The organism is Lysinibacillus sp. NPDC093197 (assembly GCF_044754025.1).
In the GTDB taxonomy this organism is placed as follows: domain Bacteria; phylum Bacillota; class Bacilli; order Bacillales_A; family Planococcaceae; genus Lysinibacillus.
Genome location: NZ_JBIVOH010000003.1, coordinates 430,852 through 454,153 on the forward strand (window position 1 = coordinate 430,852; position 23,302 = coordinate 454,153).

Genomic DNA, 23,302 nt, shown 5'->3' on the forward strand with positions numbered 1-23,302 from the left:
TTCCCCCTTGATGTAATCTACTAAGTAATTTTTGGAATTAGCTCTTTAACGTGTAAAACATGATAAAATATAATCACAATCTATACATGTTGGAGGGCATTTTCTTGCAAAAATTAACTAGTATTTTAGTGACTGCTTATGCTAAAGCACCCCAAGGCACGTCTATGTACGAGATGTACAAACATGCTGGCATTGTGTTAGAAATCGATCAACAAACGCATAAAATTATTGATGCAGAATTCACATTCGTTACTGATCTTGCTCAAAATTTCTTTAAACGTATGTTGATTGGCTTTGATCTTACGGCCAATATTGATGAATTAATTGCTCGTGTAGATGAACACTATTATGCCCCATCAAGTGGTTCAGTCGTAGTAGCTCTACAGTCTGCGCAAAAAAGATACCTTGAAAAAATTCAAAAAGATAACTAAGTATCTACACCGAGTCATGTACTCGGTGTTATTTTATGCTTGGCAGTTTTCAACGATAGTGGAAACACCAAGTCCCCCTGCGATACATAATGTTACTAAACCATAACGCTTGCCTGTTCGTTCAAGCTCATGAATAAGTTTTGTCATTAAAATGGCACCAGTTGCCCCAATAGGATGGCCCATTGCAATAGCACCACCGTTTGGATTTACTCGATTAATATCTAACCCAAGTTCATTGATAACTGCGATAGATTGGGCTGCAAAGGCTTCATTTAACTCAATAATATCAATATCTTGAATTGATAAATTTGCCTGCTTCAATGCTTTTAATGTAGCTGGAACTGGACCGATTCCCATTAAAGATGGATCTACGCCAGCGGCTGCTTGAGCAAGTATTTTCACCTTGGGCTTATAGCCTAGTTCAATAGCTTTTTCATTCGACATGATTAACAATGCAGCTGCACCGTCATTACGCCCACTACTATTGCCCGCTGTTACTGTTCCACCTTTACGAAATACAGGCTTTAACGTACTTAACTTCTCTTTACTCGTTAAAAATGGATGCTCATCTTTTTCAAAAATTTCTATTGATTTTCGTTTTTTCACTTCGTAAGGTACAATTTGTTTGTCAAAATAACCTTCTTGTATGGCCTTCGCTGTAAGTTCTTGACTACGATGTGCAAATGCATCTTGCTCTTCACGAGAAATTGAATATTTTTCGGCTAAATTTTCTGCTGTTTCACCCATCGTTGAAATGCCATAAACTTCAAAAGGTTGTGAGCCTGGTTGACTTTCTGTGTTCGGATCTAACATGACAGCATTTCCAACGCCATATCCATAACGAGCATTTCGTAAGTAATATGGGGCTGTACTCATGGATTCTGTTCCCCCTGCGATAATAATATCGCTATAGCCAAGAGCTATTTGCTGTGCCGCATTATTAATGGATTGTATTCCCGAACCACATTGGCGATGTACTGTATAACCTGGAACAGTAATTGGTAGCTCGGCACGTAGAGATGCAAGGCGTGCAACATTGGATTGATCAGCACTTTGTTTTGCTTGTCCCAAAATCACTTCATCAATTAGCGTGGGATCTAGCTGTGTACGATTTAGGAGTTCACGAATAACTGTTGAACCAAGAATGTCTGCTGTCTCATTGATTAATGAGCCCCCTAACTTACCTATAGCTGTTCGAACACCTTCTACAATAACTACTTCTTTCATGCTATTTCCCTCCTATTTCAACGCATTGACAAAACTTGCTTCTGTGCTAGCCTCTACTTGCTGTAATGTAACTTCAGGCATTAATTCAACCAAATGTAACTGTCCATCTACATAGTTAAAAACTGCCAATTCAGTAATAATCGTATCCACGCTACGAGTTGAGGTAATTGGATAAGTGCAATTCTTTAAAATCTTACTTTTCCCATCTTTTGATGTATGCGTCATCGTGACAATGACCTTTTGTGCACCGATTAGTAAATCCATTGCACCACCAACACCAATAATATTTTTCCCTGGTACTGCCCAATTGGCGATACGTGCTTGCTCATCTACTTGTAGTACGCCTAAGATGGCTACATCCACATGACCCCCTCGAATCATGCCAAATGATTCTGCACTATTAAAAAAGGATGATCCAATCGCTTCTCCAACTGGCATTTTTCCAGCATTCACTACATTCGGATCGATATCCTCCTCATCTACACCTACTACGCCGAGCATGCCGTTCTCTGTATGAAAGTGAACATTGTCATTTTCTACATACTTTGCAACAAGTGTAGGGATACCAATACCTAAATTAATAATTTGTCCATTTGCAACTTCTTTTGCAGCTCTTTTTGCTATTAGCTCTTGAATTGGATTAGCCATTCTCCACAACGCCTTCCTTCGTTAAAATCTTCTGTGCTACAATCACTCGATCAATGAATAAATGCGGAGTAATGATATCATCACTGCTTAGTTCGCCTGCTTCTACAATTTCATCTACCTCAACAATGACTGTCTTGGCCGCAGTTGCCATAATCGGATTAAAATTACGCGCAGTTTTGTAATACACTAAATTTCCAAGTCTATCTGCCTTATGTGCACGAATAATTGCGACATCCGCCTTTAACGCTTCCTCAAAAACGTATTCTTCACCATTGATTATTTTTGTTTCTTTACCTTTCGCCAAGTCAGTTCCAAAAGATGTTTTTGTGTAATAGCCACCAATCCCAGCACCACCAGCTCGAATCGATTCAGCTAACGTACCTTGGGGTAATAATTCAATTTCAAGTTCTCCACGTTGAAATGCTTCGCCAACATCTCGATTGCCAGTAAAGTAAGAGCCGATTGCCTTTTTTACTTTCTTTTGCTCTAGCAATTTTCCAAGACCCTTACCTTTTTCCCCTAAGTTATTGCTGATGATTGTTAAATCATTGACCTCTAACTCTACTAGTGCATCTATTAAAGTGAGTGGACCCCCTACTAAACCAAAGCCACCGACCATTATTGTTTGGCCACTTTCAACGCAAGATAAAGCCTGTTCTACAGATTCATAAATTTTCATTGTATTCACTCCATTACTTTTGGATAAGCGCATCACTAATTTCAAACCAAGAAGGAATGCCAGCTGTTAATAGGCAAATATAGCCTAGCTCTGCTAATTCTGCTTCTTCTACACCTATTTCACGTGATTGTTTAGCCCAATAATCTGTTTCCTCATTTTTCAATATCGTTGTGTAAATTCCCGTCATTAAGATATGTTTCATTTGCGTTGATACAACATTGCTATCAAGTAACGCAACTTTTAAAGCGTTTTCATCTTTTGCAACAATAAAACTTAATAATTTCTCAAAATATGCCTTACTTTTATCTGTCGAAGCAAACGTACTGTAATAGCGCACAATATCCATTGCTGAAGCATCATGTGAAATTTTGTCTGCACTAGTATTCGTTAGCTCTAACGCATAGTCAAAAGACTGCAAGCCAATCTGTAATGCTTTTTCCTCACCATAGTTAAACGCTACGAGTAAGTACTCAATTAATTCTTCGAGAGTAGCACCACCATCAATGGCGCCTTTTGTATGGTACACCATGCTTCGTGCATAATGTCTTGCTGCATTCATGCCAACTAACAAAATGTCCTTGTCCTTTACAGAAAGTACACCTGGTGCCATTGCTGCTCCACGAAGTGCTGTATAGTGGTCTAGCATTGCTGGATTATAATCATGCATTTTTTGCACCCATTCAGGTACTACATCATAAACTTTTTTAAAATACTCTAATCCTGTAGACATCCAACAAATCCCCTTTTTGTTAAATTCGAATAAAAAAAGGCCACACTTCCCCAAAAGACGGCATGTACCGTACGTTTAGAAAAGTGTAGCCAACAGTCAAGCAGGGAAAGTAGAAAAAGGTCGTTTTTCTAAAGCTGCTCGATAGGCATTTAATATTTGTTATTTAATTATTCGCATAAAATTTTAAAAACTGCAACTCTTTTTTTAGAAACTCTCTAAAAACCGCAGTATTACTCGGTTAACATCTTTTCTTTCTTCAAAAACTAAAGTGTAATGATTACTATTTGAAGTGAATTTCCAAATATTTTTGGCATATTTTAGCGTTTCTGTATAAGATTCCGCTAAAAATAATGCGGGCATTGTTCCAATACCACCAGTTGAATGAATTAAAAGTATTGGGCACTCCACTTTTTCAAAAACCTCTGCAGGCTTGTAGTCATAAAAACTTTGGAAATCTAAACGGATTTTTTCTTCGTCAGACTTATTTTCCCAATGCTCATCTTGTATTGCAACCTCATAACGACCTACGCTTGCTAAATGATCTGTCCATTCAACGCCTAGGCGACCATAAATTGCTTTTATTTCCTCGATGTACGCGTCCGCTGAGTCATACGGTTTGCTAATTCGACCTAGTGATGGTTCAACAATTTGGCGTTGATGATCTGTACAAGTTGCTGCTCCATCAAGTAAAATGACCCCTTTTACATCTTTTCGTTTACTCGCAACATTCGCCATGATAAATGCCCCCATTGAGTAACCCATTAATATCGGGCTCTCAATGTTTAACGCATCAAGCAACGCTAATATATCTTGTGTATGTAACTCAATACCTGTATTTGCAGGTGCTGGTGCACTATTACCACGCCCTTTTAAGTCAACCGAAATAAAACGATAGTCGCCTTTCAAAAGCTCAGCATAATAATGCATTTGCATATGGTTGCCGGTTAAACCATGTACGGCAATAATAGTACCTTTCTCACCTGGATAATCTGCAAAATGTAATGCACTACCATTCACTTCAATTGTTTGGTATTCCATTTCCATCATCCTCCTCATATAAATCATGCGGCGTTTTGAAGCCCATTGTGAAGGTGAACTTTCATCCATCTCCTCACCTAAACATTCGCCGAATAAAGATAAAGTTATTTTTACATTGTTATTTCAAAAAAGTCAAAAAATTTTTTCTTATACTAACACTTACGTTACTCTTTTTTTAAAGCAGCATTTGAAAAATACCTTCGACTTTTCATTCCGATAATACTATTTCGAAATAATTAAAATTTATTATTTTTTCCATTTCCCATTTCCTAAATCCTCTAAAACAATTGTTATTAAGCATATTTCCAATAATAAACATTTAAATCATGTGAGCAATTTACTTATTGATATAAAACTTTATTACTACATAAATTACCAAACCATAAATTTACTTTTAATGGATTAAATGTACGATATAATTACTTTTTGATACACTATTTGAAAAAGCAAAAAAGGAGTCTCAATTGAATAGAAAAAATAGAAAAATATTTATTTTACATGAAATTTATGGAGTAAATGATTTTATTCGAGAACAGGCATGTGCCTTTATGGATAAGCAAACCGAGGTAGAATGTGTGCAACTTTACACAGATGAAAAAAGCTTTACTTATAATCAGGAAAAAGAAGCTTACAAGTATTTCATTAATGAAATTGGCTTCGATGCTCCTTTGGAAATACTTTTCACACAACTAAGTACTGCCATACAACAATATGAAAAAGTTATAGTAATCGGTTATAGTGTAGGCGCAACACTTGCTTGGCGACTTGCTACGCTGCCGTTATATCGTGTTGTTTGCGTCTACGGCTCACGCATTCGCCAAAATCTTGACTTGCAACCAAATTGCCCGACACTTATTCTTCTACCTAGTCATGAGGTTAGTTTCAATGTCGAAAAATTGAGTCATGCACTAAAGCATCAACACTTTGTACAAACTATTCAATTTCCAGGGAAACATGGATTTATGGATCGTTATAACGCTTCATTTCATCAAGAAAGTGCTATGCTGGCGCAGACGTATATAAAAAAATTTTTATAAATCTTTTATGAGGTGGAGGCTATCACTTTGAATCAACCACAGCTTTTAGAAATCGATCCTTACACGGAATCAGGAAATGTCATTTATCCAAGCTTTCAACTTCCATTGCATATAGGAGCTATTGTAGGCATCTACACAGATGTAACGAAAATCAATACTTTAATGCAATGGTTTACAAAGCAAGAAAAGACATATACGCATATTCGTGAAAGTGCATTATACGAACGATTAACAGTAGGAGAGTATATTCATTTTTCTATGAAACTTTTTACAGCGCCTCTACACAATAAAGAGGAAATTTTAAAGCTGTTTTCTTTGTCTGATCAGAGGAATATTAAAATACTTAAACTTCAACATGGGGAAAAACAACGTTTAAAATTGCTACATACATATCTTAATCTAGCACCTACTCAAATAATCGAAGAACCCCTACAAAACTTAGATGAATTTTCAAAACAAAATGTTCTCAAGCTTTTGATGGCACTTCAAAACCAAGAAAAATCTGTTGTTTTACTTTCAAACAATTTAGAGGACTTAATTATTTCGTGCGACGAAATATATAGATTAGATGCATTAGGTTTGCATGCACTCGATGTAAAAGAGGATGAAATCGAAACAGTTCCTACACATAACGAAAATGCACCTATACGACTTGATAAAATCCCAACAAAGAAAAATGACAAAATCATTTTATTTAATCCACCAGAAATAGATTACATTGAAAGTGTCGAAGGTGTTGTGAGCGTCTATGTTGCAAATGAAGCCTATCCATGCACAATGTCCCTTAATGATTTAGAACAAAAATTGACACCATTCGGCTTTTTTAGAAGTCATCGTTCTTATATCGTTAACCTGCAAAAAGTACGTGAGATTATCACTTGGACCCGCAATAGCTACAGTCTTGCTTTAAATAGCAACGAAAAAACAATTGTACCCTTGTCGAAAAACAAACTAGCAGATTTAAAAGAAATACTCGGAATATAGTAGATTTCCCAGGAAATAAACGACTCCTGTCAGCTAAATATTACTCCATTGAAGCTCATTTTTCCGCCTTTCACCTGTAATTTAATGTTTACCTCTCCATCGTGCTTTAAAGTTAGGCTATCAACAACCACAGGAGGTTTACACATGGAGACAGTAATTGATGTTCAACATTTAAAAAAGGTCTTTAATAGTGAAGCTGCATTACAGGATGTTTCCTTCACTATTAAAAAAGGAGAAATATTTGGTTTTCTTGGTCCAAGCGGCTCAGGTAAAACAACTACTATTAAAATATTAACTGCGCAAACTGAAAAAACTGCGGGAGATGTATCATTATTTAATCGCCCTGCTAGTGAAATGAAATATAGTCAAAATCGTCAGCGCTTTGGTATCTTGACGGATAATAGCGGGCTGTATACACGGCTTTCAATTGAAGAGAATTTATTACTATATAGTAATTTGTATCAATTACCTCATACAGCAGTAAAAGACGCTTTAGATTTTGTTAATCTTTACCCAGAACGTAAAAAGAAAGTTAGTCAGCTATCTAAAGGCATGATTCAACGTGTCACACTAGCTCGTGCCATTATGCATAAACCCGAATTGTTATTTTTAGATGAGCCAACATCTGCACTTGACCCAGTGAATACGCAGCATATTTATAATGGCTTACGGAAATTAAATGAACTCGGAACAACAATCTTTTTAACAACTCACGATATGAGTGAGGCAGAAATACTTTGTGATCGTGTTGCCTTTTTACATCAAGGAAAAATTCGTGCAATCGGTTCACCGAAGCAATTAAAAAAAGATTTTGGAGATGAAACGATTACTGTTGAATTGAAAAATGGCCAATCTGAAACGATTCAAAATGGCGATCAGGATGCGCAAAAACTATTTCATTGGATGCAAAAAAATGCAGTTGCACGTATATACACAAATGAGCCAACTTTAGGCGATATATTTATGCAAATAACAGGGAGTGATCTAATATGAACATATCAATAACACGTATTCAAGCTATTTTCATGAAGGACTACAAGGAATTTTCAAGAAATTACGCAGTCTCTGTTATGATTTTTTTACCTCTTATTTTAGCTTTTGCTTATAACAAAATCGGAACAAATAGTATCGACGCTTATTTTTTACCAATAAATTTAGTGTTTGCAGTTGTTACTGCCTATGTACAATGTTGTTTAATTGCAGAAGAAAAGGAGAAAAATACACTCCGAAGTTTAATGCTTTCTCCTGCTTCACTTGGAGATATTTTAATAGGTAAAAGCTTGTTCGTCTCTATTGTGACGGTTGTTGTAGTAGGCTTGTCGATTTTCCTTGTTGGTTACGAGCCAGCAAATCTTTTCATATTAGCTATCGCCTTAATACTTTCTATCGTTTTCTACATCGCCTTAGGAACATTATGTGGATTATTTGCAAAAACAATTATGGAAGCATCTATTATCGTGTTGCCTGTTATGTTTATTTTCTCATTTGGACCGTTTGCCTTAACTTTAGCTTCTGTCTATCCAGTGCTAGAAATTGCAAAGTGGCTTCCAAGCGCTCAACTAGTTCTTCTAGCAGAGGCTTTAGAAGGTAACTACTCTTCAATGGATTACATTATTCCTATCGTTACTATTATTGCTTGGTCAATAGTAGCTTGGATTGTTACTGGATTTGTTTATAAAAAAAGAATGGTAGATTAACAGGGACAGGGTGCCAGGCACTCAAACAATTTCCACACAAATCATGTATTTTATAACTTGCCAGGGAAAATCCCCGTAGACTCCTGCTCATTACGCACGCAATGTAAGCCGCAACTTGACCAAGCGACAGCAAGAGTTGCGGCTTACAGAGTGCCAGCGGAAAGTGTAGTGGATTTTTCATAAGTGTCAGGCACTCAAACAATTTTACTAGTTGATTGCAACGGAGAGTGCCGCCCGTAGCGAAATCAACGTCAATTAAATGCAACGTAACGACCATTCTTTTCTAACATTAAAGCAATTGCTCTTCAAGTTCTTCGATTTCTTGTAATGCATCCGCATACCAAATACCAACAAATCGTGATGCTACTTTGTTTTCAAAATAATCACCATCATAAAAAGCTAATGGGAATAGAACACCTTGTTTTATTAATTGTTCAATCTTTTGATAAAATGCTTCATTATCCTCAGCACCTTTTGATGCATAGGAAGCAAATTTATTAACAGGTTTACCTAATGCTTCATGAAACATTAACATAGAGGTAGAGCCGTTTTGGCGGAAGTTCAAATCAATCGCCTGCACATCTCCTGCCTCCGTTACGATTAAATCAAACCCCGCTACACCAACAAAACCTTCTGCCACACCACGCTCCATTATATGGCGACCTACTTCAATCACTTTTTCTGGTACTTTTTCTACAATGACATTCCCCTCATAAATTCCATTGTCATCTGTCATTTGTTGAGAAGCACCTAAATACTGGATACCAAGCTCTTCACAATAAACGAACTGACAACTATAATTATCTTTTGCCTGTAACAACTCTTCTATAATAATGCTTTCCGTCCCGTTCATTCGAAATTGACGTAAACCCTCTGTTAACTCATCTTGATTTTGGCATATGATGACGCCGTATCCACCAGAAGTGGGCGAATCATCTCCAGGCTTGAGCACAACAGGTGGCTTCCAATTTTTCATTGCATCCGATAATCTATATAGTTCGATATTTAAACGGCTTGGTACGTATTTACTATCAATTAAATGATCAATATATGCTTTTGTATTTAGCTCATTAAATTTGGCGGCATCCATCCAATAGCAATTACGGTTCATATGCTCTGCGTCATGTAAATACTGACAAACAATCGTCTTTCCTTCTTCACACCATGCATCTAATTGTGCTAAATATTCTTCTTGTGTTTCATACGTATACGGCTGCTCTACCCATGTTAAACCCGCTAATTCATGTATTTTTTTAGCCTTCGCCGTTTGCGTCGCACGGTGCACTAAAACAGGAATATCCGCGATGGCGACTTCCCTTGCTGTTAATGCATCTAGTTTATGGCAATCATCCATCATCCACGGATTATCGCTATATGGTGTACGAGGTGTATACACAGCATTATCACCGTAAATTTGTCGTAATGTTAATTTCGGCTTTAACATACTTTTCCCCCACTTTTCAAAAATAGATTTTAAGTAATCTACCCTTGAATACCATTACTCACACATAATTTGACAAAAACTAGATTATAAGACTAGTAAATATCCATTTTTTTACTTATTTTTAGTAAGTAAAGCAAATGGAGAAAGACTTTTAATTAGCCCAAACCCAATAACTGTTCGATTCGAGCTTTTACTTCTGGCCATTCTTCGATCGTAATACTATACATTACCGTATGCCGAGTCGAACCGTCTTTACGTACCATATGATTGCGAAGAACGCCCTCTTTCGTTGCCCCTATACGTTCAATTGCCTTTTGAGAACGTGTATTTTCATGATCTGTTTTAATTTGGACCCGTTGTAGACCGATTACCTCAAAGCAATAGCTTAGTAATAAATATTTACAATTGGTATTTACAGCAGTTCGCCAAAACGCAGGAGTAATCCATGTATTTCCTATTTCTAGACGTTTATGCTTGCTATCAATATCCATATACCTTGTTGAGCCTATAATCTGTCCCGAACGTTTATCCACAATGACAAATGGAAACTCCTCCATTTGCATTTTGCTAGACAATGCCTTTTCCACAAAGTTATGCACACCCGTTTCATCTTCAATCGTTGTGGACAAATACGACCAAATCTCTGGATAACTTCCTGCTGTAAGTAGCCCTTGTACATCCTCTTTTACTAATGGTCTTAATAAAACGACTTCATTTTCTAAAGCGCTGAAATTCATTGACCTTCACTCCTTTTTCATTATTAAACGGTAATTCTGATATGATGAACATAACCAATTTTTAAAATTCAGACCATACCAAGGAGTTGATAGATGATGGAACTTGCAATTTCGTTCACAGGACATATTCCTAAATATGTACAGGTTTATGAAAGCATTAAACAAGCTATTCTTTTGCAGAAACTTTTAGCACATGAACAATTACCTTCAAAACGTCTGCTTGCAACAACATTAAATGTCAGTGTTCATACAATTAAAGTAGCCTATGAGCAATTGCTTGCAGAAGGTTATATATATAGTAAAGAGCGCTCAGGCTACTATATAGCGCCATTTGAGTTTGAATGGCTACAGCAAGTTCAAACAGAAGATTCAGTTTCCTTGCCAACAAATGACATAGTGAAATTTGATTTTAATAATGGGCATGTGGATAAAGCTGCTTTCCCACTACAAGCCTTTCATAAGCTAATGAAAAAACACTTTACTGTGGATGTTTTATCAACAAGTCCGTGGCAAGGAGAAACTACATTAAGACAAGAGATTGCCCACTATGTTGAACGTTCTAGAGGAGTTACTTGTGATGCATCACAAGTATTTGTCTATAGCGGTACACAAAGCCAACTACAGGCTCTATGCCATTACTTCGGGCCACAAACCCAAGTTGGTTTAGAAGAACCAGGTTTTAAACGAGTAAGGGCCACTTTACAGCAATGTGGTTTACTAACACATCCGATTTCTGTGGATAACTCAGGCATTACTGTACCTAAAAAAGCTATTCACATGTTATACACAACACCAGCACATCAATTTCCACTAGGTATGATTATGTCGATTGAACGCCGTGCTGCACTGTTACAATGGGCAACCTTAAATAATGCATTTATTATAGAGGATGATTATGATTCTGAATTTCGTTATAAGGGCCTTCCAATCCCTTCTCTCGCGAACATGGATCAGCTACAGCGGGTCATTTACTTTGGCACATTTTCAAAAACACTTCTTCCTTCTCTACGTATTAGCTATATGATTTTGCCTAAGTCACTAGTAGAGCCATTTACCCGCTTCCATCAAGAACAAAAGTCAGTCGTCTCAAAGGTAGATCAGCTTGTACTAGCAGATTTTCTTGCGCAAGGCTTATTCGATAAACATTTAGCAAAAATGCGTACTATCTATCGAAAAAAACAGCAGACGTTACTTGCTGCTCTTCGTAGTCAATTCTCTGAGGAATTTGAAATTATCGGTGAAAATGCTGGGCTACATATTATTGTAAAATTGCCAAAAAGATTGTCAGAGCATGACGCTATCCAGCTTGCTCATGCGGTAGGAGTCAATGTCTATCCTTGTTCTACTTCATTTCAACACCCTACTGAACACGGCATGATTATTATAGGTTATGGTGGATTGTCAATTGAGCAAATTGATGAGGGTATTACTTTACTTGCTTCTGTATGGCAATAGATATGTATGAACTTGAAACTTTTTAAACTAGTTTACGTATTGTAACTAAATGCACTCACAAGGGGAAAAGATAAATGGAGAATCAGGAGCAACTACAAACTTATTTACAAGAAATTGAAGCGTGGGAAAAAGACCAAAAAGGATTATGGTTTTGGGAAAGATTAGGGCGTATTCCTTTTAAAATTTTGGATAAGATGACCCCTACCTTTATTCAACAAAAACTAGCTTTACTTGTTGATGAGCTTGGGAGCTATGTTCAATCAGGAGGAAAATATTTAATCAATGAGCAAACGATGATTCAAAAAATCCGTAATAATTCTTCGTATCCAAATATTTTTACAATCTCTGATATCGGTAACATTCCTTTAGAGGAGATGATTGCTCTAAGTGATAAGCTGCAAAAAGAACGCGTAAAATTGGCAACAGTCCAAGGGGCTTCTACTGGCTTTGGCGGCATTTTCACATTGGCGATTGATATCCCATTTATATTAGGAATGGCTTTAAAAACGCTGCAAGAAATAGCAATTATTCATGGCTTTGACCCTAATGATAAAATGGAACGTATTTTCATTGTGAAGTGCCTACAATTTACCTCCGCTGATATTGTAGGTAAAGAAGCTATTTTAGAAGAAATTTCATCCATGCACGACAATAATAACGTATCCGAAAAGATGATTTCACAGCTTCAAGGTTGGCAGGAAGTTTTCTTCACTTATCGTGATCAAATGGGCTGGAAAAAGCTTTTCCAAATGGTTCCGATAGCAGGTATGATTTTCGGAGCATACGCTAATAAAGGTATGATGCAAGATGTAGCAGAAACAGGAATCATGCTTTACCGAAAAAGAAGAATATACGAAAAGCTAAAATAGTGCCAGTCACTCACACAATTCTCAAACAATTTATTTTCCCCTGAGGGAATGCAGCAAAGTAAGACGCAACAGTTGGCGCGACAGCGACTGTTGCGGCTTACAATTTGCCTGCTGAGCTAAGTGACAGGCACTCACACAATTTTAATTAATATCTTCCCTTGATGCTGGCGGCTCTCCATCAACTCATGCGCCTTCTCCATGTCCTCTAAGTCAAACACTGCTGCTATCGGCACTTGGAAACTTTCATCCTGCAATAGTGTAAAAATATCTGGAGCTACTTGTTGTAATAGTTCCGGCTTTAAAGCCCGAGTCGTTCCTAAGCTAAAGCCTTTTACATTACGGCAACTACTATGTAAATCAGATGTTTTAATATTGCCCGCTTTACCGCTACTATTACCAAACTGCACAAGAGTACCGTATGGCGCTAAACAATTAAAACTCTCTTCTGTAATCGTTCCTGCAATTGAATCGAAAACAACATCGACACCAAGACCATCCGTATATTCATTAACTTGGGCACTAAAATTTTCATATGTCACAACATGATGTGCGCCTAGCTCATAAGCAATGGTTGCTTTCTCTACAGAGCTAACAGTACCTATAATTTTCTTTACCCCACGCTTTTTCGCCATTTGAATAAGCATCGTCCCCACTCCACCCGACGCGGCATGAATTAAAACACTATCCTCCGTACCAATTTGCGTGATGCGATGCGTTAAAATGTAGGACAAAAATAAAACAGTCGGTATAGCAGCTACCTTTTCAAGAGGTACACCATTCGGAATGCGAAAGACTAGCTGTTCATTTGCTACAACATATTGAGCATATGCACCTTTTTTTGGAAAAGCAATGACGTGGTCCCCTTTTTTAAAATCACTGCGCTCATCAAAAACCTCTTCTATAACACCAGCTACATCTAAACCAAGAATCATAGGAAAATTAGCTTTTGCTTTATTTCCAGTTCGATTTTTAATATCAGCAAAATTTACACTCGTATAGGACGTACGTATTAGCACTTCCCCTTTTGCAATCATCGGTTTTGGACAATCCACCACTGTTAGGACAGACGGCGGTCCAAAAGCATTTATTGTAACAGCCTTCATAATTTACCTCCTTCCTGTTATATTGAAATTATAACTAACTTTATATAAAAAAGTTACATATTTACATTTTACTAATTTAAGGGGGATTATGATGACAATCAAACCTAGTAAAGAAATTTACAACGATATTGCTTACAACTTTTTTGATATGAATAGTAATAAAATTTGCTTTATGTTCTCGGGTACAGGCTATAACTATGATAAACCGCTAATGCATTACGCTACTACACTAATGCTAGACTTAGGCTATGATGTTGTCCAAGTTTGTTATACATTTGAGCAACAGCAGTTCAATCAGCCACCAGAAGCTATTTCAGAAATGGTTTATAATGCCGCCAATTCTATCGTTACATATTATTTACACTCAAATGCTTACAAGGAAGCTGTTTTCGTTGGAAAATCGCTCGGAGCATTTCCAATCGTCGACTATTATATGCAACAGGAGGCCATTATTCCTTCTCGCTATATTCTATTAACACCACCACTATCCTTTGAACACATTATGCAAAACTTAGTAAATCGACATAGCTTCATAGCAATTGGAACAGCTGACCCTCATTTCTCCAATGAAAAGCTGCATCAGCTAAAGTCCCATCAACTTACTATAGCAACAAATGCAGATCATTCACTCGAAATAACGAACAATACACTAGAATCGATTTCTACGTGTCAGACTATATTAACAAAGCTCAAAATTTACCTTCAAAACTAATCTTTCATTTCTCTATTTTAAAAAAGCTACTTTTAAACGAGACATTCGTTTAAAAGTAGCTTTATGGGCAAACTTAGCAATAAAACACCCCGTAAAATGTTCATTTTTTCATTAACATCTACGGGGCATTAATTTAGTTATTTATTGAAAATTAATACACTAAGCCGAATAGCGCTTTGATGTGTGTAAGATAGCGAATGTTAGACGCTTCTTTCATAAGTGTTGCAGGAAGACCTTTAAGTTGTGTATTGCTAGCACCGATAGTAGCAACTGCATCTTTACGACCTAAGCTTGCAAGAGTACCAGAGTTAACCGCAGAGAATGTTTTCATCTCTTGGTTTTTGTATTGTGCGAATAAGTTGTAACCAGCGCATTCGCCCATTTGCCAAGCAACTTGTGCAGTTGGAGCGTAAAGTGGACGTCCACCATCGCCTGGTAATGCAACAGAAGCATCACCGATTACAAATACATCTTCATGTGATGTAGATTGTAGGAATTCATTGATTGTTGCTTTGCCACGATCAGCAGCAAGACCTGATTCAGCTACCATTGGAAGTGCAGCTACACCACCAGTCCAGATAAATGTATTAGCAACGATTGACTCACGGTCTTTAAGTGAAATAACGTTACCTTCAACACCTGTTACTGGAGTACCTGTGATGAATTCAACACCACGTTTTGCTAAACTTTCAGTTGCACGTTCGATAAGTACATCTGGAAGTACTGGCAAAATTTTAGGACCAGCTTCAACTAGTTTAATTTTTAGATCTGCAAAGTTTACGCCGTGTTTTGCTGCGATTTTCGGGAAGTTGTCCACGATTTCACCAACAAGCTCAACACCTGTTAAACCGCCACCGCCGATAACGATTGTTGCATCTGCTTCGTCTTTTGACTGTGAATATGCTTTAATACGATCTTCAATGTGTCGGTTAATTTTGTTTGCATCGTTAACTGATTTAAGTACCATTGAATTTTCTTCTAATCCTGGGATACCGAAGAATCCAGTTTGGCTACCTAAAGAAACAACTAATGTATCATAAGATAAAGTGTAACCATTATCTAGGTCAACCTTTTTAGTATCAACATTGAATTTAGTTACTTTAGCGATTTGTAAATCAATATCTAAACCTTTAAAGATTTTTTTAAGCGGTAAAGCTACTGCACCTTCTGCAATAGTACCACCAGCTAAACGGTGAAGTTCAGTGATGATTTGGTGAGTTGGGAATTGGTTTACTACAGTGATTTTAGCTTCATCAGCTGATAAATACTTACGTGCTGTTAATGCAGTTAATACACCCGCGTAACCAGCACCTAAGATGACGATTTCTTTTGACATGATTAATTAATCCTCCGTCCTTACGAATTGAATATATCTCGGCCTTATTTAGATTTACGTTCAGCGTTTACTTGTAAAAATGCATTTACAAAACGGAAAACATTTTGAACTTGTGGGTCTTTGATCATTTTTACAAGACCAAATAAACCGATTACTTCATTGCTTTCAGAAGCACGATCTTTTGCTTCAATAGCAGTTGCAGCAAGTTGTTTAGCTGATCCTACTACTGGTGCAGCCATTTCTGTTACAGCGCCAACAGTGTCACTTTTTAGTACATCATCAGTTGCAACAGCTTGAGCAAACTCATATGATTTAGTTAATAACGTCATCATTTCAGTTAGCTTTGGTAATTGCTCAACTAAAGTTGTTAGAGATTCTTGCACCTCAGGCTTTAATAGTTGGTCTAGTACATCTAATTGCTCTTGACTCACAGTTAATTGTTCAGACTGTGCTTGGTTATTCGTTTCTGACATTTTGAACTCTCCTTTGCCGTCACTAATACTATTTTTTATATTGCCTCCATGTAAAAAAGACCATTAAGCGATCTTCTTAACAGTCCTTACAGCGGATATCTTACACACCAGTCACAAAGGGCTGGAAAGCGAGTTTCATGATTTATTATTACAATATTTACTGCATTTTGCACAAAGCGCATCACAATTCCATCCTTATCTCTTATCTTGGTGATATTACAACATCCATTATAAGACTGTTTACGCATTATTTCAATCAACTACAGCACAATCTTTTAAAAATAGTTTATTTGTAAACCATTTTTAGTTATCCGCGCTCTTTATTTGTTTGTTTTAGTAAAATAATCCAAAATAGAAATCCCCTTTAAAAACCAATACGCTATAAAAAATGTTATTACCTACAAATATTCTCACTTTTCGACAGATAACCAAAAGAAATCAATTATCTCTTTCGCCGCTAAAGGCACTGTTTGAAATAATCTTTTTCCTTCCCCATCTTTAAAATAGCCCACTGACATCAATGCCATAAATGTATGGGCAAAAAATTCAGCATTCCCATTGCGAATCGTGCCCTTTTCCATTTCATTTTGCATCGAGTGCTCAATCGTTTTATACATTTCATTTTCTGATGTATGGACTTCTTTTAATTGAGTATTTGATAAATTAATTGTAGCTTCGCGCATAAAGTTCTTCATATCAATATCAACAGTTGCCGATAAATGTACTTCAACTAGTTGTTCTAATCGCACTTTGAATGGAATGGGCTGTTCTAAAATTCGTTCAATATGCAGCCTAATTCTATGCATCATTTCAACCAAAGCCGATGTATATAAATCCCCTTTAGTTGGGTAATAGTAATAAATCGTAGCTTTCGTAACATTACATGCTTTCGCAACATCGTCCATGGATACATTTTTGTAGCCCTCTTTAATAAATAGCATCGTTGCTGTTTCTAAGACAATATCTTTTGTAGGTTTAGACTTATCATCATGGCGAGGTCTTCCTAGAACACGCGGTGATTGTTTCAACAAGATCGCCTCCTTATAATGTGTTCTTTTAAACATATTATAACATATCAAAACTTCTTTATTGATTAATTAACCTTCTAGTATATATAATTAATAATAATTACACGAAACGGAGGTTTTCTCATGAAAAAACACCCTCTTGAGCAATGGGGCTCAATGGTAGCAAGTAAAAAAGGGCGTTTTTTAGCACTCGGATGCTGGGTTTTACTTGTTGTTGTCCTCTCGTTTGCTTGGCCACAAATTAACAGTATTGAAAGTGAGTCCGGTAAAAATTTACCTGATACTGAGATGTCCGAGCAAGCAGCAGCAATTATTGCTGAAGAATTCCCTAATGATGCAGGGACACCATTATTACTCGTTTGGCATAGAGAAAGCGGCCTAACAAATGATGATTTTGCAGCTATCCAAAAGGTTTACGCAGAACTTAAAACAAATCCTTTAGAGCATCAAACGCTCATACCACCTTATGATGCAATGCCTCCACAGGCTTTTTCTGCATCTACATCTGACAATGGCTCCACTCTTGTCACACCTGTGTTCTTTGAAAAAGGTGTTGCAACAGATATGTTACAAGAGAGCCTAGATTCCTTAACGAAAACAATGGACTCGAATAATGTGCAATTGGATAAAGACTTAACAAGTGACGCTCTTCATGTTCGTTATTCTGGTCCAGTTGGTATTGCAACAGATGCTGTTAGCTTATTCTCACAAGCTGATGTGAAATTAATGATAGCGACAGTGCTTCTTGTATTAGTGTTATTAATTTTAATATATCGTTCTCCATTACTTGCCATTATCCCACTAATTGTTGTAGGGCTTGCTTACGGTGTAATTAGCCCAACACTTGGTTTCATTGCAGAGCAAGGATGGATTGATAAAGATTCACAAGCTGTATCGATTATGACAGTTTTACTATTTGGTGCAGGAACAGATTATTGCTTATTTTTAATTTCAAAATACCGTGAAATTTTATTTGAAGTTGAGGATAAAGCTGCAGCGATGAAGCTCGCTGTTAAGGAATCGGGTGGCGCTATTATGATGAGTGCCCTAACGGTTGTTATTGGTTTAGCTACCCTTAGTCTTGCCCATTATGGCTCATTCCAACGCTTCGCAGTTCCATTTAGCTTTGGCGTGTTAGTAATGGGAATTGCTGCACTTGTTGTATTGCCAGCGATTCTCGTTGTTATAGGGCGAGTAGCCTTTTTCCCATTCACGCCACGTACAGAGGAAATGGCAAAGAGAAAAGGCAAAAAACAACATAAATCTTCACATAAAGTTAGTCATAAAATTGGACGCTTTGTAACACATAAGCCATGGATTGTTATTGTTATCACTCTCCTGCTTCTTGGCGGTTTAGCATCATTTGTACCACGCATTCAATATACATTTGACTTATTGTCTTCATTCCCAGAAGATATGCCGTCACGTGAGGGCTTCACTTTAATAGAAGAAAATTTTTCACCTGGTGAACTAGCACCTGTTCAGCTAGTCATCGACACGCAAGGTAGTGATATCAATTTACAACAACAGCTTGCAAATATTTCATATATTGATAATGTTTCTGATGTACAAATTGGTACGAAAAACAACTCTATTCAATTATATGAATTATCATTGAATGCAAATCCTTATGCAAAAGAGTCTTTAGAACATATTCCAGAGCTGAAGGCTGAAGTAGTTCAGTTACTTGAAGACACGGGTATTAAAGACGCTGATACGCACGTATGGATTGGTGGAGAAACAGCAAGTCAATATGATACCAAACAAGTTACTGAGCGTGATGAATCTGTCATCATGCCGACAATGATTGCTTTAATAGCTTTATTATTATTTGTCTATTTACGTTCAGTAACAGCAACTGTATATCTGCTCGCTACAGTCATTATTTCTTATTTTGGTGCACTTGGCGCAGGTTGGCTTATTTTGCATTATGTCATGGGGGCAGAGGCAATTGCAGGCTCTATTCCGCTATATGCCTTTGTATTTTTAGTTGCACTTGGCGAGGATTATAATATCTTCATGATTTCAGAGATTTGGAAGAAACGAAAAACGAAGGATCATTTAACAGCGGTAGAAGAAGGCGTTGTGCATACAGGTAGTGTTATTACATCTGCAGGGCTTATTTTAGCAGGTACGTTCGCAGTGCTTGCTACACTACCAATTCAAGTACTTGTACAATTCGGGGTTGTGACGGCTATTGGTATATTGCTCGATACGTTTATCGTGCGACCTTTACTTGTCCCAGCTATTACAACAGTGCTTGGCAAATATGCATTTTGGCCAGGAGCCCTATTTAAAAGAGGGAATTAACGCTTTAAATGATTTTACAAAAGGCATCAATCTTGATGCCTTTTGCTATTTTTTTAATTAGATAAGAACATTCCCTACTATATTAAATGTACTTTTCAGGCATTGCCTTTTTCTATTAAGCTACTTGCCATATTCAAATAGTCGTTTTTTTAATTATTTGCAGCAAACTATTAGCGACTTTCACCTATGTCACCTTGACGGCCAGAGCGACCTTGCGGCTAATTATCAACGCGTCGGCTTCCTGTGGGACACACAGGACGTCAGAGGCAACAAACGGTGCGCTAGTGACTGTTGTGGCTTACATCGTGCCCGCTGAAAGCGCAGTGAATTTTCCCGCTATAGGAAGGTCGTCCAGAATGCTACAACGCTGAAAGTAGTTCGCATATACGTATGTAGAAAAAATGAATAGAAACAGTCACCCTTTTTCATAAAAAGACTATAGACATTTGAGTTTAGTCTACAGAAAAAATCCCACCGACAAGCTCTGGAATAGCTTATTGGTGGGATTCTTTTTTATGATATTAGTTTGTTGGTTTTTTTAAATCCATTGTAGCAGCTGCACTTTCAACTTTTACACGTTTTAAGAAGAACGCAAGTATTAATGCGAGAACTGTAACGAATGCCGCGATTAAGAATGAATGTGTAATACCATCTAGTAGAGCTGTTTGCATAATTTGATCTTGCATTTGTTGCATTTGCTCTGCTGTAGGTGCAGCACCTGATTGCGCTGCTTTTGCCTTAGCATCTGCAATTAAGTCTGCAGCTGTTGATTTTGTACGGTTATTCATAAATGTAACTAATACAGCACTACCAATAGCTCCTGCTACTTGTTGTAATGTATTATTGATCGCTGTACCATGTGGATTCATCATTTGTGGTAATTGATTTAAACCATTTGTCATAATAGGCATCATAACCATCGACATACCGAACATACGAATTGTATACATCGATACGATGAATGTATAGCTAGAATCAAGTGCTAATTTTGTTAATCCAAATGTTGCGATTGTTGTAATCGTTAGACCAATGATTGCCAAAATACGTGGTCCGAATTTATCGAAAAGTTTACCAGTAATTGGTGACATAATCCCCATTACAAGTGCCCCAGGAAGCATCATTAAACCAGCTTCAAATGGTTCAATACCGCGAATTGATTGCACATACGCAGGTGTTAAAATCATCCCAGAGAACATCGCCATTGAAACGATTACTGAGATAGCAGAACCTAATGCAAACATCGGATATTTGTAAATACGTAACTCTAGTAAAGGTTGATCCATACGTAATTGTTTAAAGATGAAGATAAGTAAGGAAATAAAACCGATTGAAATCGTACCGTAAACCCAAGGACTAGACCATCCTTTGTCACCTGCAGTACTGAAACCGTATAAAATACCACCAAATGCTACTGTTGATAATAATACAGAAGGAACATCTAAGTGCACTTTACGTGTTTCCATAACGTTATCTAATTTCCAAATACCAAATAGCAGACTAATAATCGCAAATGGTATAATCATTTGGAACAGCATACGCCAGTCATGATGTTCTACGATATAACCCGATAATGTCGGGCCAATCGCTGGTGCAGCAATCATAACTAAACCGAAAATACCCATTGCTGCTCCACGTTTTTCTTTCGGGAAGCTAGTCAGCATTACGTTCATTAATAATGGTGACATACTAGCAGCCCCTGCCGCTTGCACCATACGTCCTGCAAGTAACATACCAAAGCTTGGAGCAAAGCCAGCCATAATTGTACCTATTGTAAAAATAGACATTGCAGTAATAAATAAATGTCTATTTTTAAAGCGTGTCACAAAGAATGCTGAAGCAGGTACTAAAATACCACTTACAAGCATATAACCAGTTGCAAGCCATTGTACCTTTGCATACGTAATATCAAAATCTTTCATGATTGTTGGCAACGCAACATTTAACAATGTATTGTTAAGAAAAGCAACAAAAGCACCCACGAACAAAATAGCAATCATGCCATAAGGGGGCTTTTTCATTGTTAAGTCATTATTCATTTATATCCCTCTATTCTTTCTTGTTGTTTTGCGATAAAACTTATTTTATACTCGCAGTCTACTTTTTTCAAGAATTAAGATTAAAAAATTTTAAAACGTTGATATATAAGCGTTTACATTGTAGAATACGAGTATAATAATTTAAAAAGGTGAGGTCATGAACAAAAAAAAACGACAAATTATCACTTCAGCTCGGGAACTTTTTATAGAAAAAGGATTTTTAGATACATCCATTAACGATATTATTAGTGCAGCCAAAGTTTCAAAGGGGACTTTTTACAATCATTTCGTTTCCAAAAATGACTGCTTAATTGCCATTTTAGATGAGGGACGTGAAGAGGCTAGTAACCGTCGACATGAACTTCTTTATGGAAAAGACCCTACTGATTTAGAAATATTAACACAGCAAGTTGCTGTATTGATGCATGTTAACCGTGAGCATAACCTAGTACAAATTTTTGAATCAATTTTCCATTCACGTGACAGTGAACTTAAGAAAATCCTTTTGAATTATCACCTACAAGAATTGGAATGGCTTGCAAATCGACTTGTACAGGTTTTTGGTGAAGAAATTAGACCGATGAGCTATGAATGTGCTGTACAAACGCTTGGGATGGTTAACCTTTCCTTACGCGCAGTATTAATAGCTGACTATAAATATATAAACCGCGAGGCAATTGTACGGGTAGCATTACGCAATATAAGCCTAATTATACCTGCCATGCTTGAATCGAAAGAAGTTCTTATTACCGCTGAAATGTTTAACGCTATACAAAACGTAATAAATTATCAACAAATAAGTAAAGATGTCGTGATTGAGCAATTGCTAGGCTTTACAAAGGGGCTAACAGAGGAAGAAACGATGGAAGGGTTTGAATTTGCAACATTCCTTCTAGAAGAACTTCAAAAGCAGAAGCCAAAACTCTTTATTATTGAATCTCTTCTTACTCCTTTCAGAAAAGCTTTTGTCGGAACCGAACATGCCGCTGAAGCGCGCGATATTGCCAATAATCTATGGCGCTATGTGAAAATGGGTCAGCCACCAGAGCAATGCAAAAAATAAAATAGCCATATAAAAACCCCGATTAGGATGACTAATCGGGGTTTTACATTGAGCAATTTCAGAGATTTCTGCAAGCCTAGTTCGCTATAAGCGCAACGGTTAAATGCAATAAACATGACCACTTCTACAATACCTTTAATAGAATTGCAAAAACAAAGACGTTGTCATTCACCACCCGAACTGACATTACTGTTCCATTATGCAAATCCTTTTCGCAGATTATTGTATATGTATCCTGATACCATTAGTAATAATCTATTGCGTT

Annotated in this window: 22 protein-coding genes; 10 read left to right on the forward strand and 12 right to left on the reverse strand. The window is 37.0% G+C overall.

The genetic code is table 11. The features are described 5' to 3' along the window. The first annotated feature begins 104 nt into the window (after window positions 1-104). A complete protein-coding gene (locus tag ACIP9G_RS11970; protein ID WP_340821269.1) occupies window positions 105-431 on the forward strand; it encodes a DUF3870 domain-containing protein in 327 nt (108 codons plus the stop codon). Window positions 432-464: 33 nt separating this feature from the next. Here ACIP9G_RS11970 and ACIP9G_RS11975 read toward each other — a convergent pair whose 3' ends face one another. The 5 genes from ACIP9G_RS11975 to ACIP9G_RS11995 form a co-directional block, all read right to left on the reverse strand. Then, window positions 465-1,658 (reverse strand): thiolase family protein, encoded by a 1,194-nt coding sequence (locus ACIP9G_RS11975; RefSeq protein WP_401019547.1) that lies wholly within the window; start codon window positions 1,656-1,658, stop codon window positions 465-467. A 12-nt stretch (window positions 1,659-1,670) separates the two neighbouring features. After that, the gene (locus ACIP9G_RS11980) at window positions 1,671-2,306 is read right to left on the reverse strand and encodes a 3-oxoacid CoA-transferase subunit B (RefSeq protein ID WP_401019550.1); all 636 of its coding nucleotides are present in this window, start codon (window positions 2,304-2,306) and stop codon (window positions 1,671-1,673) included. Continuing rightward, window positions 2,299-2,985: a CoA transferase subunit A gene (locus ACIP9G_RS11985; RefSeq protein WP_340821272.1), complete on the reverse strand. Its 687-nt coding sequence runs from the start codon at window positions 2,983-2,985 to the stop codon at window positions 2,299-2,301. Before ACIP9G_RS11985 ends, ACIP9G_RS11980 begins: the two co-directional genes overlap by 8 nt. A gap of 13 nt (window positions 2,986-2,998) precedes the next feature. After that, window positions 2,999-3,715 carry a carboxymuconolactone decarboxylase family protein gene (locus tag ACIP9G_RS11990; RefSeq protein WP_401019553.1) on the reverse strand — a complete coding sequence of 239 codons (717 nt, stop codon included), beginning with the start codon at window positions 3,713-3,715 and terminating at the stop codon, window positions 2,999-3,001. Window positions 3,716-3,919: 204 nt separating this feature from the next. Further along, window positions 3,920-4,753 (reverse strand): alpha/beta fold hydrolase, encoded by an 834-nt coding sequence (locus ACIP9G_RS11995; RefSeq protein WP_401019555.1) that lies wholly within the window; start codon window positions 4,751-4,753, stop codon window positions 3,920-3,922. Between the two features lie 464 nt (window positions 4,754-5,217). Here ACIP9G_RS11995 and ACIP9G_RS12000 point away from each other — a divergent pair, with 464 nt between their 5' ends. The 4 genes from ACIP9G_RS12000 (at window position 5,218) to ACIP9G_RS12015 (ending at window position 8,471) form a co-directional block, all read left to right on the forward strand. After that, a complete protein-coding gene (locus ACIP9G_RS12000) occupies window positions 5,218-5,790 on the forward strand; it encodes a dienelactone hydrolase family protein (protein WP_401019558.1) in 573 nt (190 codons plus the stop codon). 27 nt (window positions 5,791-5,817) lie between these two features. Beyond that, window positions 5,818-6,774: a LytTR family transcriptional regulator DNA-binding domain-containing protein gene (locus ACIP9G_RS12005; RefSeq protein ID WP_340821276.1), complete on the forward strand. Its 957-nt coding sequence runs from the start codon at window positions 5,818-5,820 to the stop codon at window positions 6,772-6,774. Between the two features lie 144 nt (window positions 6,775-6,918). Next, window positions 6,919-7,767, forward strand: coding sequence for an ABC transporter ATP-binding protein (locus ACIP9G_RS12010; RefSeq protein ID WP_401019561.1), 849 nt, complete (start codon window positions 6,919-6,921; stop codon window positions 7,765-7,767). Then, window positions 7,764-8,471 (forward strand): ABC transporter permease, encoded by a 708-nt coding sequence (locus tag ACIP9G_RS12015; RefSeq protein WP_401019564.1) that lies wholly within the window; start codon window positions 7,764-7,766, stop codon window positions 8,469-8,471. The genes ACIP9G_RS12010 and ACIP9G_RS12015 overlap by 4 nt, the downstream gene beginning before the upstream one ends. A gap of 289 nt (window positions 8,472-8,760) precedes the next feature. On the opposite strand, the gene ldmS is transcribed toward ACIP9G_RS12015, so the two are convergent. Together ldmS and ACIP9G_RS12025 are read right to left on the reverse strand one after the other, a co-directional pair. Then, entirely contained in the window at window positions 8,761-9,915 is a 1,155-nt protein-coding gene (gene ldmS / locus ACIP9G_RS12020; RefSeq protein ID WP_401019567.1) for an L-aspartate--L-methionine ligase LdmS, read from the reverse strand. Between the two features lie 155 nt (window positions 9,916-10,070). After that, window positions 10,071-10,652, reverse strand: coding sequence for a GNAT family N-acetyltransferase (locus tag ACIP9G_RS12025; protein ID WP_401019570.1), 582 nt, complete (start codon window positions 10,650-10,652; stop codon window positions 10,071-10,073). Between the two features lie 96 nt (window positions 10,653-10,748). On the opposite strand from ACIP9G_RS12025, the gene pdxR reads away from it, so the two are divergent. Both pdxR and ACIP9G_RS12035 read left to right on the forward strand, forming a co-directional pair. Then, entirely contained in the window at window positions 10,749-12,107 is a 1,359-nt protein-coding gene (gene pdxR, locus ACIP9G_RS12030; protein ID WP_401019650.1) for a MocR-like pyridoxine biosynthesis transcription factor PdxR, read from the forward strand. 74 nt (window positions 12,108-12,181) lie between these two features. Further along, window positions 12,182-12,976, forward strand: coding sequence for an EcsC family protein (locus ACIP9G_RS12035; protein ID WP_401019573.1), 795 nt, complete (start codon window positions 12,182-12,184; stop codon window positions 12,974-12,976). A 131-nt stretch (window positions 12,977-13,107) separates the two neighbouring features. On the opposite strand, the gene ACIP9G_RS12040 is transcribed toward ACIP9G_RS12035, so the two are convergent. Further along, the gene (locus ACIP9G_RS12040; RefSeq protein ID WP_401019575.1) at window positions 13,108-14,079 is read right to left on the reverse strand and encodes a quinone oxidoreductase family protein; all 972 of its coding nucleotides are present in this window, start codon (window positions 14,077-14,079) and stop codon (window positions 13,108-13,110) included. A 91-nt stretch (window positions 14,080-14,170) separates the two neighbouring features. Here ACIP9G_RS12040 and ACIP9G_RS12045 point away from each other — a divergent pair, with 91 nt between their 5' ends. Then, window positions 14,171-14,791 (forward strand): hypothetical protein, encoded by a 621-nt coding sequence (locus ACIP9G_RS12045; RefSeq protein WP_401019578.1) that lies wholly within the window; start codon window positions 14,171-14,173, stop codon window positions 14,789-14,791. A gap of 151 nt (window positions 14,792-14,942) precedes the next feature. Here the strand turns inward: ACIP9G_RS12045 and ACIP9G_RS12050 are convergent, their stop codons facing one another. The 3 genes from ACIP9G_RS12050 to ACIP9G_RS12060 all read right to left on the reverse strand — a co-directional run bounded on the left by ACIP9G_RS12050 (window position 14,943) and on the right by ACIP9G_RS12060 (window position 17,628). Next, window positions 14,943-16,127 carry an NAD(P)/FAD-dependent oxidoreductase gene (locus ACIP9G_RS12050; RefSeq protein WP_340821284.1) on the reverse strand — a complete coding sequence of 395 codons (1,185 nt, stop codon included), beginning with the start codon at window positions 16,125-16,127 and terminating at the stop codon, window positions 14,943-14,945. Between the two features lie 44 nt (window positions 16,128-16,171). After that, window positions 16,172-16,600 (reverse strand): helical membrane plugin domain-containing protein, encoded by a 429-nt coding sequence (locus ACIP9G_RS12055; RefSeq protein WP_173478809.1) that lies wholly within the window; start codon window positions 16,598-16,600, stop codon window positions 16,172-16,174. 410 nt (window positions 16,601-17,010) lie between these two features. After that, window positions 17,011-17,628 (reverse strand): TetR/AcrR family transcriptional regulator, encoded by a 618-nt coding sequence (locus ACIP9G_RS12060; protein ID WP_340821285.1) that lies wholly within the window; start codon window positions 17,626-17,628, stop codon window positions 17,011-17,013. 123 nt (window positions 17,629-17,751) lie between these two features. Here ACIP9G_RS12060 and ACIP9G_RS12065 point away from each other — a divergent pair, with 123 nt between their 5' ends. After that, a complete protein-coding gene (locus ACIP9G_RS12065; RefSeq protein WP_401019582.1) occupies window positions 17,752-19,938 on the forward strand; it encodes an MMPL family transporter in 2,187 nt (728 codons plus the stop codon). Window positions 19,939-20,459: 521 nt separating this feature from the next. On the opposite strand, the gene ACIP9G_RS12070 is transcribed toward ACIP9G_RS12065, so the two are convergent. Beyond that, entirely contained in the window at window positions 20,460-21,974 is a 1,515-nt protein-coding gene (locus tag ACIP9G_RS12070; RefSeq protein WP_401019585.1) for an MDR family MFS transporter, read from the reverse strand. 157 nt (window positions 21,975-22,131) lie between these two features. Here ACIP9G_RS12070 and ACIP9G_RS12075 point away from each other — a divergent pair, with 157 nt between their 5' ends. Next, complete coding sequence (locus ACIP9G_RS12075) at window positions 22,132-23,037, forward strand: TetR/AcrR family transcriptional regulator (protein ID WP_340821288.1); 906 nt, start codon at window positions 22,132-22,134, stop codon at window positions 23,035-23,037. Window positions 23,038-23,302 lie beyond the last annotated feature (265 nt).

Excerpts from the sequence above, each read along its gene's own strand:
- ACIP9G_RS12045 (WP_401019578.1), top strand. The coding sequence starts at position 14,171 with ATGACAATCAAACCTAGTAAAGAAATTTACAACGATATTGCTTACAAC.
- ACIP9G_RS11980 (WP_401019550.1), bottom strand. The coding sequence starts at position 2,306 with ATGGCTAATCCAATTCAAGAGCTAATAGCAAAAAGAGCTGCAAAAGAA.
- ACIP9G_RS11975 (WP_401019547.1), bottom strand. The coding sequence starts at position 1,658 with ATGAAAGAAGTAGTTATTGTAGAAGGTGTTCGAACAGCTATAGGTAAG.
- ACIP9G_RS12035 (WP_401019573.1), top strand. The coding sequence starts at position 12,182 with ATGGAGAATCAGGAGCAACTACAAACTTATTTACAAGAAATTGAAGCG.
- ACIP9G_RS12040 (WP_401019575.1), bottom strand. The coding sequence starts at position 14,079 with ATGAAGGCTGTTACAATAAATGCTTTTGGACCGCCGTCTGTCCTAACA.
- ACIP9G_RS12010 (WP_401019561.1), top strand. The coding sequence starts at position 6,919 with ATGGAGACAGTAATTGATGTTCAACATTTAAAAAAGGTCTTTAATAGT.
- ACIP9G_RS11985 (WP_340821272.1), bottom strand. The coding sequence starts at position 2,985 with ATGAAAATTTATGAATCTGTAGAACAGGCTTTATCTTGCGTTGAAAGT.
- ACIP9G_RS12050 (WP_340821284.1), bottom strand. The coding sequence starts at position 16,127 with ATGTCAAAAGAAATCGTCATCTTAGGTGCTGGTTACGCGGGTGTATTA.
- ACIP9G_RS12075 (WP_340821288.1), top strand. The coding sequence starts at position 22,132 with ATGAACAAAAAAAAACGACAAATTATCACTTCAGCTCGGGAACTTTTT.
- ACIP9G_RS11990 (WP_401019553.1), bottom strand. The coding sequence starts at position 3,715 with ATGTCTACAGGATTAGAGTATTTTAAAAAAGTTTATGATGTAGTACCT.
- ACIP9G_RS12065 (WP_401019582.1), top strand. The coding sequence starts at position 17,752 with ATGAAAAAACACCCTCTTGAGCAATGGGGCTCAATGGTAGCAAGTAAA.
- ldmS (WP_401019567.1), bottom strand. The coding sequence starts at position 9,915 with ATGTTAAAGCCGAAATTAACATTACGACAAATTTACGGTGATAATGCT.
- ACIP9G_RS12015 (WP_401019564.1), top strand. The coding sequence starts at position 7,764 with ATGAACATATCAATAACACGTATTCAAGCTATTTTCATGAAGGACTAC.
- ACIP9G_RS11995 (WP_401019555.1), bottom strand. The coding sequence starts at position 4,753 with ATGGAATACCAAACAATTGAAGTGAATGGTAGTGCATTACATTTTGCA.
- ACIP9G_RS12055 (WP_173478809.1), bottom strand. The coding sequence starts at position 16,600 with ATGTCAGAAACGAATAACCAAGCACAGTCTGAACAATTAACTGTGAGT.
- ACIP9G_RS12025 (WP_401019570.1), bottom strand. The coding sequence starts at position 10,652 with ATGAATTTCAGCGCTTTAGAAAATGAAGTCGTTTTATTAAGACCATTA.
- pdxR (WP_401019650.1), top strand. The coding sequence starts at position 10,749 with ATGGAACTTGCAATTTCGTTCACAGGACATATTCCTAAATATGTACAG.
- ACIP9G_RS12070 (WP_401019585.1), bottom strand. The coding sequence starts at position 21,974 with ATGAATAATGACTTAACAATGAAAAAGCCCCCTTATGGCATGATTGCT.